Here is a 12136-nt window from a genome sequence, read left to right on the forward strand (position 1 = left end):
CGGGGCGAATCGTGGCGGCTCGGGCGTGGACGGAGGTGGACCGGATGGACAGCGGGCGACCCCTGACCCGCCGTGAGCTCCGGGCAATCGAGCGCAGCCGGGCCGCGGCGGCCGAGGGCGCGACCGAGCCACCGGCCCTCCCGTCCGTGTCGAGCCCGGCGCCCACGCCGTCGGACGACGCGCCGCCGAACGACGCGCCGCCGACGCCCGTGCCGCCGACTCCCGTGCAGTGGTCGCCGGTCGCACCCGACGACGACGTGACCGTGGAGCTGCCGCTCTGGCTGCTCGAGGCGGAGCACGAGCGCGAGGCGCAGCGACGTGAGACCGGCCGCGACGGTGCCGACGTCACGGCGCCCGCCGCGGCGCCCGTGACGGCGACGGACGACCCGCCCGCCGCCACCCCGGACGCCGGGACCGCCCCGCCCGGCGAGCCCGAGCCCGACGCCTGGGACCTTGCCGTCGGCTGGTCGCTGCGCCACGAGGCGCCCCGCCGGCTGCCGCCCGAGCCCGAGATCGACGACGTGCGATGGAGCCCCGTGGACGAGACCACCGCCCCCACACCGTTCGCCCCGGTCAACCCGCCGGCGCCCGCCGCACCCCCCGTCGACGCGAGCCCCACGCGCGCCGCCGGTGACGTCCCGGCCGCCGCCACGCCCGGCCCGCCCCCGCCGCCGCCGATCACGCGCGTGCCCGCCGCGCTCCCGCTCTCGGTGCCCGCGCCGCCCGCCGTCGCGGGCCCGGGCGCCGCGCCGCCCGCCCAGGGGCCCGCCCCCGCCGGGCCGCTGCCCGACGACGGCCGGCTGCCCACGCTGACCGACCTGCTGGCCGCCCGGCCCGCGCCCGCCGCCGGACCGGCCGAGCAGGGCTGGCAGGCCACGGTCCGCCGGCTGACCGGTGGGCTCGTCGCTCCGGGTCCGGGGCCCGCAGAGCGGGCACGCCGCGCGGCCGTGGCGGCGGTGCAGCGGACCTTCGACGGCCCCAAGACCGTCGTCGTGATCAACCCCAAGGGCGGCGCCCACAAGACGACGGCCACGATGATGCTGGCCTCGACGTTCGGGGTGCACCGCGGCGGCTACACCCTCGCGTGGGACAACAACGAGACGCGCGGCACGCTGGGCTGGCGCTCGCAGCAGTCCCAGCACCACCGCACGGCCGTGGACCTGCTCCAGGACCTGCACCGCTTCGAGGACGCGGGGTCGGCGCGCGTGGGCGACCTCGACACGTACGTGCGCGCGCAGGGCTCGGCGCAGTTCGACGTGCTCGCGTCCGACGAGGACGCCGCCTCCGCCGCGTCGATCGACGCCTTCGCCTTCCGCTCGCTGCACCGCACGCTGTCCCGGTTCTACCGGGTGATGGTGGTGGACACGGGCAACAACATGCGGGCGTCGAACTGGCAGGCGGCGATCGAGGCGGCGGACCAGGTGGTCATCGTCTCGACCGTCCGCGAGGACACCGCGCAGTCGGCGGCCTGGGCCGTCGACGCCCTGCGCGCGACCGGGCACGAGGACCTCGTGCGCCGCGCCGTCACCGTGCTCTCCGCACCCGCCGCGCAGCGCGACGACGCCCTCGCCGACCGCCTCCACCAGCACTTCGGCCGCCTCACGCGGGTGGTGCTCGAGGTGCCCTACGACGCGTCCCTGGTGACCGGACGGCCGATCGACTACGACGCCCTCTCCCAGCAGACGCGCGACGCGTGGCTGCACGTGACCGCGGCGGTCGCCGAAGGGCTGTGATGGGCGACGACGCGGCCCTGGCGGGCGCGCCCTCGGGCGGCGTCACCGCGCCGCGGGCGGCGCGCCTCGCCGACGCCGAGGCCGTGGTCGCGCTGGTGCACTCCGCGTACCGGTCGGACGAGAGCCGCCTGGGCTGGACCACCGAGAGCCACCTCGTCGGCGGGCAGCGGGTGGACGCCGAGATGGTGCGCCGACTCGTCGCCGACGACGACGGCGCCGTCCTGGTCCTCGAGGACGAGGACGGTCTCCTGGCCTGCTGCCACGTCGAGCGCCGGCCCGGCACCGCCTACCTCGGCATGTTCGCGGTGCGCCCGATGCGGCAGGGCCGCGGGGTCGGCCGCCGCCTGCTCGCCGCCGCCGAGGACCAGGCGCGCGCGTGGGGCCGCGAGGTCCTGGAGCTCACCGTGCTCGAGCACCGGCCCGAGCTGCTGGCCTGGTACGAGCGCCGCGGCTTCGTGCTCACGGGCGTCCGCCACCCGTTCCCCTACGGCGACGAGCGCTTCGGCGTCCCGCGGCGGCCGGACCTCACCCTGCTCGGCATGGCCAAGCCGCTGACGACACCGAGTCCCGGGAGGACCCATGGCTGACCGCACCACCCCCGCGCCCCGCACGGCCGTCGTGACCGGGGCGGGTCGCGGGATCGGCCGCGGCCTCGCCGTCGGGCTCGCGCGGCGCGGCTTCCAGGTGGCCCTGCTGGGCCGGACGCCCGCGCACCTCGAGGCGGTGGCGGCCGAGATCGCCGGTCACGGGGGCGGGGCGGCCGCCGTCGTACCGGTCGACGTGACGGACCCGGACGCGGTCCGCGCGGCCGCGGACCGCGCCGAGGAGGCGCTCGCGCCGCACGGCGGCGTCGGGCTCCTGGTCAACAACGCCGGCGTCATCGAGCGCCGCGAGGTGCCGTTCGACCAGGACGACCCCGCCGACGTCTGGCGCGTCGTCGAGACCAACGTGCGCGGCCCGCTCCTGGTCACCCACGCGCTGCTGCCGGGCATGCTCGCGCGCGGCACGGGCCGGGTCGTCACGATCAACTCGGGCTCGGCGTACCGGCCGTCGCCCGCGTACACGGGCTACGGGATCAGCAAGGCCGCGGTGGCCCGCTTCACGAGCGTGCTCGACTCCCAGTACCGCGACGCCGGGCTGCGGGCGTTCGACCTGGCGCCCGGGGTGGTGGCGACCGACATGACCGCGAGCATGCCGACGTGGGAGGGGCGCACCGAGTGGACGCCCGTCGAGGCGTCGCTCGACCTCCTGGTCGCGATCGCGGACGGTGACCTCGACGCCCTGTCGGGTCGGTTCTTCCGCGCCGGCGTCGACACGCCCGCCTCGCTGGCGGCGCACGCCGACGACGTCGTCGCCGCGGACGCCCGCCGCATCCAGGTGCCGCCCTACGGCCCCACGGACCCGCTGCTCAGCTGAGCCGCCCGCCGCCGCGCGCCGGCGGCGCGGGCGCCGACCACTGCGCGACGCTGGCCGCGATCGCGTGCTCGAAGCGGTCGTCGTCGTGCCGGCGGCCCAGCCACTGCGCGAAGCTGCCCTCCGCGGCGGCGTCGAGCGCACGGCGGCACCCGGCGGTGTCGGTGACGGCGCGCAGGAGCATCGCCTCGGCCTGCGCCGCGTCCCGGTACAGGAACGGGTAGCCGGGCGGCAGGATCGCGCGTGCCCACGGCAGGTCCGGCAGCACGCCGACGGCGCCCGCGACCAGCGCCTCGACGTACGCGAGCCCGTAGGACTCCTCCTCGGCCGTGGCGAGGAACGCCGTCGTGCCCGCCAGGGCTCGCCAGTACCCCTCACGGGTCGGCGTGAGCGGGCCGACCCACGCCCACTCCCGGCGCGCGAGCCGCAGCGCCGCCTCCCCGACCAGGTGCTGCTCCTCGAGCCGGGCCTCGACGCGGACCGGCGTGCGCCGCGCCACGCGCTCGACGACGGCGACGAACAGGTCCGGACGCTTGCGCGGCGCCAGGTGGATGGCGGGGTAGAGCACGACGGGGACCTCGGGCTCGTGCCGGGGCTGCAGGTGCGCGAGCCGGATGCCCAGGTCCGCCCACGCCAGACGTGCGCCGTCGGCGAGCGCGGGCACCGTCCACTCGCGCACGGCGGCGCGGACCTCGTCGGCCGTCCGCTGCGAGTTCGCGAACGTGGGGAACAGCGCGCACGAGAGCGCCAGGGAGGCCCGGTCCACCGCCTCCACGTGCTCCGACGGGCTCCACCACACGAAGTTGACGAGGCGGGGGTGCCGGCTCGTCGCGCGCATCGTGCGCCACACGGACGGCGAGTCCAGCACGTCCATCGAGATGAGGACCGTCCGGTCGCCGTCCACCAGCTCGAGCGGCACGACGTCGAACCCCACGCCGTGCCCGAGCCGCCCGTGCCCCGCCGCCACCACCTGCGCGTCGGGGAAGACGCGCAGGAGGCGGCGCAGGAGCGTGGAGCCCGCGTCGTGCCCCCACACGTGACCGTCGCCGCCGATCAGCGCATCGGACCACCGGACGGCGACGCGCACCTCACTCGCCGTTCCGGACCAGCGTCGGTGACGGCTGCGTCTCGGCCGGCTCCTGCGCGCCCTCGTGCACCGCGTCGGGCGCGGGGGGTGCCTCCGGCAGGCGGTCGCGGTCGTCCTCCAGCGGCGTGCGGATCCGCATGCCGTAGAAGGACCGGTGCACGAAGAACGCCGTGGCCAGGAAGAACACCCCGGCCAGGACCAGGACCAGCGTGTGCCGGCCCTGCGCCTCGAGGCTGACGGCCAGCTCGACGGCCAGTAGGCCGAAGAGCGTCGTGAACTTGATGACCGGGTTGAGCGCGACCGACGACGTGTCCTTGTACGGGTCGCCGACCGTGTCGCCCACGATCGTGGCGTCGTGCAGCGCCGTGCCCTTGGCGTGCAGGTCCACCTCGACGATCTTCTTCGCGTTGTCCCACGCGCCCCCGGCGTTCGCCATGAAGATCGCCTGGTAGAGGCCGAAGACGGCGATCGAGATGAGGTAGCCGATGAAGAAGTACGGCTCGACGAACGCGAACGACAGCGTCGCGAAGAACAGGCCCAGGAACATCGTGAGCATGCCCTGCTGCGCGTACTGCGTGCAGATCTCGACCACGCGCCGGGAGTCGGCCTCGCTGGCGCGCGTCGCACCGTCGAGCTTGATCGTGGTCCGGATGAACTCGACCGCGCGGTAGGCGCCCGTCGTGACCGCCTGGATCGACGCGCCGGTGAACCAGTAGATGATCGCGCCGCCCGTGATCAGGCCGAGCAGGAAGGGCGCGTGCAGCAGCGAGAGGTTCTCCAGGCCGATCGTCAGGCCGTCCGTGAGCGTCATGATGATGGAGAAGATCATGGTCGTGGCGCCCACGACGGCGGTGCCGATGAGGACCGGCTTGGCCGTCGCCTTGAAGGTGTTCCCGGCCCCGTCGTTCTCCTCGAGCATGTGCTTGGCGCGGTCCCACTGGACCGGGACCCCGAGCAGCGCCTGCGACTCGCTGCCCGACGGGTCGACCTCCTCGATCATCGACAGCTCGTAGACGCTCTGCGCGTTGTCGGTGACCGGGCCGTAGGAGTCGACGGCGATCGTCACCGGGCCCATCCCGAGGAAGCCGAACGCCACGAGCCCGAACGCGAAGACCGCGGGGGCGATCATGATCTCGTCCAGCCCCTGGGTGCTCAGCAGCGCCGCGCCCCCCATGAGGCCGACGACGGCCATGCCGAGCCAGAAGGCCGAGAAGTTGCCCGCCACCAGCCCGGACAGGATGTTGAGCGACGCCCCGCCCTCGCGCGAGCTCTTGACCACCTCGCGCACGTGCCGGCTGCTCGTCGACGTGAAGGCCTTGACGAGCTCGGGGATCAGCGCCCCGGCGATCGTCCCGAGCGAGACGATCGTCGCGAGCCGCCACCACAGGTCGGCGTCGGCCGCGCCGAGCTCGCTGCCCGGGCCGAGCAGCAGCCGCGTCGTGCCGTACGTCGCGGCGATGCACAGGCCCGAGGTGAGCCAGACGAGCGTCGTGAGCGGGCGCTCGAAGTCCATCCGCGTCGCGTCGGCCCAGCGGGCGCGTGCCCACGCGTCGTTGAGGAGGTAGGAGACACCCGAGGCGACCACCATGACGGCGCGCAGCACGAAGACCCACACCAGGAGCGTCGCCTGGGCGACCGGGTCGCCGACGGCGAGGAGCACGAACGTGATGAGCGCGACCCCGGTGACGCCGTAGGTCTCGAAGCCGTCGGCGCTCGGGCCCACCGAGTCGCCGGCGTTGTCGCCCGTGCAGTCGGCGATCACGCCCGGGTTGCGGGCGTCGTCCTCCTTGATCTTGAACGCGATCTTCATGAGGTCGGAGCCGATGTCGGCGATCTTGGTGAAGATGCCGCCCGCGATGCGCAGCGCCGCGGCGCCCAGCGACTCGCCGATCGCGAAGCCGATGAAGCAGGCGCCGGCGAGGTCCGCGGGCAGGAAGAGCAGGATCACGAGCATGATGAACAGCTCGAGGCTGATGAGCACCATGCCGATCGACATGCCCGACCGCAGCGGGATGCGGTGCAGGGGGAGCGGGCGCCCGGCGAGCGCCGCGAACGCGGTCCGCGAGTTGGCGAGCGTGTTCACGCGGATGCCGAACCACGCGACCGCGTAGGACCCGGCCATGCCGATGAGGCTGAAGGCGATGACGATGCCGACGCGGCCGGCCGGCAGCCCGACCAGCACGCCGTAGTACACGACGATCACCGCGGCGATGAAGCCCCACAGCACGAGCAGGAACCGGCCCTGCTTGAGCAGGTAGGCCCGGCACGTGGAGTAGATGAGCTCGGACACCTCGCGCATCGCGGGGTGGACCGCGAGCCGGCGCAGCTGCAGGTACGCCGTCGCCCCGAACGCCAGGCCCAGCCCGCAGACGACCAGGCCCGCGAGCAGCAGGACGCGGCCGCTCACGCCGAGCCCGCTCGCGACGCTGAGGTCGGGGAGCACGAGGTTGACCTCGCCACCGGAGTGCTCTCCGGCGAGGACCAGGGACCGAGCGAGTGTGTGCACCATCGCCGTACCTCTCGACGAACCGACTACGGCGGGTCGACGTGGGTCCCGGCCACACCCGCCTGATGTCGCGCGAAGCCCACGCTAGGGCCGGCCTCCCGCGCCGGGATGGGACCTCCGACGCAGGGCCGAAGGTCCTTTTGCTATCCGTCCCCCGAGGCGCACCCTGGGACGAGGCGACGCACGCAACGGGGCGGGTGTCCGCGCGCGAGGAGGCGCAGGGCCGTGGCGAAGTACGTGTACGACTTCAGCGAGGGCAGCAAGGACCAGAAGGACCTGCTCGGCGGGAAGGGGGCGAACCTCGCCGAGATGACCCGCCTGGGCCTGCCGGTGCCACCGGGCTTCACCATCACGACCGAGGCGTGCCGGCGGTTCCGCGAGACGGGCGAGCTGCCGGCCGAGCTGCGCGTCGAGGTGACCATGGCGCTGCGCCGCCTCGAGGACGCGCTGGGCCGCTCGCTGGGCGACTTCCACGACCCGCTGCTGGTCTCCGTCCGCTCGGGCGCCAAGTTCTCGATGCCCGGGATGATGGAGACGGTCCTGAACATCGGCCTGAACGACGCGTCGGTGCAGGGGCTGATCAAGTTCTCCGGCGACGACCGCTTCGCGTGGGACTCCTACCGCCGGCTCATCCAGATGTTCGGCAAGACGGTGCTCGACATCGACGGTGACCTGTTCGCCGCCGCGCTCGACGCGAAGAAGGCGGCCCGCGGGGTCACGGCGGACACGGACCTGCCCGCGTCCGACCTCGAGGAGCTCGTCGACGAGTTCAAGGCCATCGTGCGCCGCGAGTCCGGGCGGGAGTTCCCCCAGCACCCGCGCGAGCAGCTCGACCTGGCCATCACCGCCGTCTTCGGCTCGTGGGACACCGAGCGGGCGCGCCTCTACCGCCGCCGCGAGCGGATCCCGAACGACCTCGGCACGGCCGTCAACGTCGTGAGCATGGTGTTCGGCAACCTCGGCGCCGACTCGGGCACCGGCGTGTGCTTCACGCGCGACCCCGCGACCGGCAAGCCGGGCGTGTACGGCGACTACCTGCCCAACGCGCAGGGCGAGGACGTCGTGGCGGGCATCCGGAACACGCTCACGCTGGCCGACCTGGAGAGGCTCGACGCGGCCTCGTACGCCGAGCTGCGGCAGGCCATGCGCTCGCTCGAGACCCACTACCGGGACCTGTGCGACATCGAGTTCACGATCGAGCGCGGCCGGCTCTGGATGCTGCAGACCCGCGTCGGCAAGCGGACGGCGGCGGCGGCGTTCCGGATCGCGACCCAGCTGGTGGACGAGCACCTCATCACGCTCGACGAGGCGCTCGAGCGGGTCACCGGCGCCCAGCTGAGCAAGCTGATGTTCCCCCAGTTCGACGCGGCCGCCGAGCGCGACCTCCTGGCGACGGGCATGGCGGCCTCGCCGGGCGCCGCCGTCGGGCGGGCCGTGTTCGACTCCGCGACGGCGGTCGAGCGGCGTGCCGCCGGCGAGGACGTCGTGCTGGTGCGGCGCGAGACCAACCCGGACGACCTCGGCGGCATGATCGCCGCGGTGGGCGTGCTGACCTCGCGCGGTGGCAAGACGTCGCACGCGGCGGTCGTCGCGCGCGGCATGGGCACGACCTGCGTGGTCGGCGCCGAGCGGCTGGACGTCGACGTCGTCGGGCGGCGGTTCACCGTGGGTGACCGGGTCGTGAACGAGGGCGACGTCATCGCGATCGACGGCTCGAGCGGCGAGATCTTCCTCGGTGCCGTGCCCGTGGTCCCGTCGCCCGTGGTCCGTTACCTCGAGGAAGGGCTGGACGCCGCGCTCGCGGAAGCCCAGGACGACGACACGGCCGAGCTCGTGGAGGCGGTGCACCGCGTGCTCACGCACGCCGACGTCGTGCGGCGCCTGCGCGTGCACGCCAACGCGGACACGCCAGACGACGCGCGCCGGGCCCGCACGTGGGGTGCGCAGGGCATCGGCCTCTGCCGGACGGAGCACATGTTCCTCGGCGAGCGGCGGGTGCTCATCGAGCGCCTCGTGCTCGCGGCGGACGACGCCGACCGCCAGGCCGCGCTCGACGCGCTCCTGCCGCTGCAGCGCAGCGACTTCGTGCAGATCCTCGCCGAGATGGACGGTCTCCCGACGACGATCCGCCTCATCGACCCGCCGCTGCACGAGTTCCTGCCGGACCTCACCGAGCTGTCGGTGCGGGTCGCCGTCGCGACCGAGCGCCAGGAGCGCGGGGACGACGTCGATGCCGCGGAGCTCGAGCGCGACCGGGTGCTGCTGGGCGCCGTCCGGCGCATGCACGAGGCCAACCCGATGCTGGGCCTGCGCGGCGTGCGGCTCGGGATCGTCGTCCCGGGCCTGTTCGCGCTGCAGATCCGGGCGGTGGCCGAGGCGGTGGCCGAGCGGCTGCGGGCCGGCGGGCAGCCGCACGCGGAGATCATGGTGCCGCTCGCGGCGTCCGTGATGGAGCTGCACCTGGTGCGGGACGAGGCCGAGCGCATCCTCGCCGAGGTGGCGGTGCAGGAGGGGGTCGAGCTGCGCATCCCGATCGGCGCGATGATCGAGCTGCCCCGCGCCGCCCTGACCGCCGAGCGGATGGCGGGCGTCGCGGAGTTCTTCTCGTTCGGCACCAACGACCTCACGCAGACGACGTGGGGCTTCTCGCGCGACGACGTCGAGGGCGCGTTCTTCGCCGAGTACACCGAGCGCGGCGTGCTCAGCGTGTCGCCGTTCGAGACGCTCGACGCGAGCGGCGTCGGGCGGCTGGTGCGGATCGCGGTCGAGGAGGGCCGGGCCGCGCGTCCGGACCTCGGGCTCGGCGTGTGCGGCGAGCACGGCGGCGACCCGGAGTCGGTGCGGTTCTTCCACGACGTCGGCCTCGACTACGTCTCGTGCAGCCCGTTCCGCGTCCCGGTCGCACGGCTCGAGGCGGGCCGCGCGACGGTCACGGACCCGTCGAGCGACACCCGCTGACGGGGGGCGCTCAGCGCAGGGGGACGAAGCGGTGGGGGCCCTCGCTGCGGACGGTCACGTCCGACGGCGCGGGCCCCCGGCGCGCGACCGTGAGCAGCTCGCCGGCGACCGGGATCACCATGATCCCGCCGGCGGCGAGCTGGCCGACCAGCGCCGCCGGGAGCTCGCGTGCCTCGGCGCTGACGAGCACGCGGTCCCACGGTCCCTCGTCGGGCAGCCCGAGCACGCCCGGGCGGGCCGCCACGACGCGCGCCCACGGCTGGCCGGTCGCCGCGAGGTTCGCACCGCCCCACGCCACGAGGTCGGGCTCCAGCTCCACGCCCACCACGACGCCGCCGGGCCCCACGAGGTGCGCGAGCAGCGCCGTCGTCCAGCCGGACCCGGCGCCGACGTCGAGCACGCGCGCCCCCACGGGCACCTCGAGCGCGCGCAGCATCCGGGCGACGGTGCTGGGCTGGGAGCTGGTCTGGCCGTGCCCGATCGGCAGCGGCTGGTCGACGTCGGCGCGACGGGCCTCGTGCCGGCGCAGGAAGCCGCGGCGCCCGTGCGCCGCCATGGCCGCCGCGACCCGGTCCCGCCGTGCCGCGCCGCGCTCGTCCGGATAGCGTCGTGAGGTCCCGTCCATCACCCTTCCCGGAGGTCTCCATGCCCACCCGTACCGCACGTACCGCCTGGAACGGCTCGCTCGAGGACGGGAGCGGCCAGGTCGAGCTCTCGAGCTCGAAGGTCGCAACGTTCGACGTGTCGTTCCCCAAGCGTGCCGCGGACGACGCCGACGGCACCACCAGCCCCGAGGAGCTCATCGCCGCGGCGCACTCGTCGTGCTACGCGATGCAGCTCTCCGCGCTCGTGGGTCAGGCCGGCGGCACGGTGCAGGCGCTCGAGGTCAGCGCCGACGTCGAGCTGCGGCCGGACCCGGCCGGCGGCTTCCAGATCAGCGGCATCAAGCTCACCGTCCGCGGCGAGGTCGACGGCCTCGACGAGGCCGGCTTCGACAAGGCCGCCCAGGACGCCAAGGACACGTGCCCGGTGAGCAAGGCCCTCACCGGCACGACGATCTCGCTCGAGGCCTCGCTCGCCTGACCGAACCGCACGGGGAGCCCGCGCCGGGCGCCGGCTCCCCGTGCGTCCGGGTCAGGGCAGCTGCGGGTCGAGGACGACCTTGATGCAGCCGTCCTGCTTCTTCTGGAAGGTCTCGTAGAAGGCCGGCGCCTGCTCGAGCGAGACCCGGTGCGTGCGCAGGTCCAGGACGCCCAGCGGGTCGTCGTCGCGCTGCACGAGCGGCAGCAGCTCGGGCACCCAGTGCTGGACGTTGGCCTGGCCCATCCGGACGGTGACCTGCTTGTCGAAGAGCTCCATCATCGGCATCGGGTCCGCGGCCCCGCCGTAGACGCCCGAGAGCGAGATCGTGCCGCCGCGGCCGACGACGGAGATCGCCGTGTGCAGCGCGGCCAGCCGGTCGAGCCCGCCCACGTCCATGACCTTGCGGGCGACGGCGTCCGGCAGGAACGCGGCGACCTTGTGGGTCGCCTCCGCCACGGGCGAGCCGTGCGCCTCCATGCCGACGGCGTCGATGACGCTGTCCGGACCGCGGCCGTCGGTCAGGTCCCGGATCGACGCCGGCAGGTCGTCGTGGTCGCGCAGGTCCAGCACCTCGATGCCGTGCCGGCGCGCCATCTCCAGGCGCTCGGTGACGAGGTCGACGGCGATCACGCGCCCGGCCCCGCGGTAGGCGGCGACGCGCGCGGCCATCTGGCCGATCGGTCCCAGGCCCAGGACCACGACGGTCCCGCCGGCCGGCACGTTCGCGTACTCGACGCCCTGCCAGGCCGTGGGCAGGACGTCCGAGAGGTAGAGGTACTTCTCGTCCGGCGCGCCGTCGTCGGGCACCACGATCGGCCCGTAGTGCGCCTGGGGGACCCGCAGGTACTGCGCCTGGCCGCCCGGCACCTGCCCGTAGAGCTTGGTGTAGCCGAACAGCTGCGCGCCCTTGTGGTGCTCGTGCACCTGGGTCGTCTCGCACTGCGTCGTCAGGCCGCGCCGGCAGTTGTGGCACGCGCCGCACGCGATGACGAAGGGCACGACCACGCGGTCGCCGACCTTCAGGTGCGAGGCGGCGCCGGGCCCGACCGCCTCGACGATGCCCATGGCCTCGTGGCCGAGCACGTCCCCGCGGTCGATGAACATCCCCAGCGTCGAGTACAGGTGCAGGTCGGAGCCGCAGATGGCCGTCGACGTGACCCGGACGACGGCGTCCGTGGGCTCCTGGATCGTCGGGTCGGGGACCGACTCGACCCCGACCTTCTCCGTGCCCTGCCAGGTCACTGCGCGCATGCGTCCTCCATGGGTCGACGTCGCCCCGACGGCCGGCCGGGGCTGGGCCTCAGGCTCTCCCGCGCGGCCGCGGGCCGCACGTCGGACGGCGGGCACCCCGGCCCC

9 protein-coding genes are annotated in these 12136 nt (G+C 74.5%); 5 read left to right on the forward strand and 4 right to left on the reverse strand.

All coding sequences use genetic code 11. The features are described 5' to 3' along the window. Positions 1 to 44: 44 nt before the first annotated feature. The 3 genes from H2O74_RS02630 to H2O74_RS02640 are packed head-to-tail and all read left to right on the forward strand — an operon-like array spanning position 45 to position 3149. The gene (locus H2O74_RS02630; protein WP_182112997.1) at positions 45 to 1733 is read left to right on the forward strand and encodes a chromosome partitioning protein; all 1689 of its coding nucleotides are present in this window, start codon (positions 45 to 47) and stop codon (positions 1731 to 1733) included. Then, entirely contained in the window at positions 1733 to 2320 is a 588-nt protein-coding gene (locus tag H2O74_RS02635; RefSeq protein WP_182112998.1) for a GNAT family N-acetyltransferase, read from the forward strand. Before H2O74_RS02630 ends, H2O74_RS02635 begins: the two co-directional genes overlap by 1 nt. Next, complete coding sequence (locus H2O74_RS02640) at positions 2313 to 3149, forward strand: SDR family oxidoreductase (RefSeq protein WP_182112999.1); 837 nt, start codon at positions 2313 to 2315, stop codon at positions 3147 to 3149. The genes H2O74_RS02635 and H2O74_RS02640 overlap by 8 nt, the downstream gene beginning before the upstream one ends. On the opposite strand, the gene H2O74_RS02645 is transcribed toward H2O74_RS02640, so the two are convergent. Beyond that, positions 3142 to 4233: a glycosyltransferase gene (locus tag H2O74_RS02645; RefSeq protein ID WP_182113000.1), complete on the reverse strand. Its 1092-nt coding sequence runs from the start codon at positions 4231 to 4233 to the stop codon at positions 3142 to 3144. The genes H2O74_RS02640 and H2O74_RS02645 overlap by 8 nt on opposite strands. Position 4234: 1 nt before the next feature. After that, a complete protein-coding gene (locus tag H2O74_RS02650) occupies positions 4235 to 6742 on the reverse strand; it encodes a sodium-translocating pyrophosphatase (RefSeq protein WP_182113001.1) in 2508 nt (835 codons plus the stop codon). Between the two features lie 222 nt (positions 6743 to 6964). Here H2O74_RS02650 and ppdK point away from each other — a divergent pair, with 222 nt between their 5' ends. After that, complete coding sequence (gene ppdK, locus H2O74_RS02655; RefSeq protein ID WP_220458010.1) at positions 6965 to 9697, forward strand: pyruvate, phosphate dikinase; 2733 nt, start codon at positions 6965 to 6967, stop codon at positions 9695 to 9697. Positions 9698 to 9707: 10 nt separating this feature from the next. Here ppdK and H2O74_RS02660 read toward each other — a convergent pair whose 3' ends face one another. After that, positions 9708 to 10322 carry a protein-L-isoaspartate O-methyltransferase gene (locus H2O74_RS02660; protein ID WP_182113003.1) on the reverse strand — a complete coding sequence of 205 codons (615 nt, stop codon included), beginning with the start codon at positions 10320 to 10322 and terminating at the stop codon, positions 9708 to 9710. Between the two features lie 20 nt (positions 10323 to 10342). On the opposite strand from H2O74_RS02660, the gene H2O74_RS02665 reads away from it, so the two are divergent. Next, positions 10343 to 10780: an OsmC family peroxiredoxin gene (locus tag H2O74_RS02665; RefSeq protein WP_182113004.1), complete on the forward strand. Its 438-nt coding sequence runs from the start codon at positions 10343 to 10345 to the stop codon at positions 10778 to 10780. 51 nt (positions 10781 to 10831) lie between these two features. Here the strand turns inward: H2O74_RS02665 and H2O74_RS02670 are convergent, their stop codons facing one another. Beyond that, positions 10832 to 12031, reverse strand: coding sequence for a zinc-dependent alcohol dehydrogenase (locus H2O74_RS02670; RefSeq protein WP_182113005.1), 1200 nt, complete (start codon positions 12029 to 12031; stop codon positions 10832 to 10834). Positions 12032 to 12136: the final 105 nt, after the last annotated feature.

Origin of the sequence: Actinotalea sp. JY-7876 (assembly GCF_014042015.1) — a bacterium.
Classification (GTDB): domain Bacteria; phylum Actinomycetota; class Actinomycetes; order Actinomycetales; family Cellulomonadaceae; genus Actinotalea.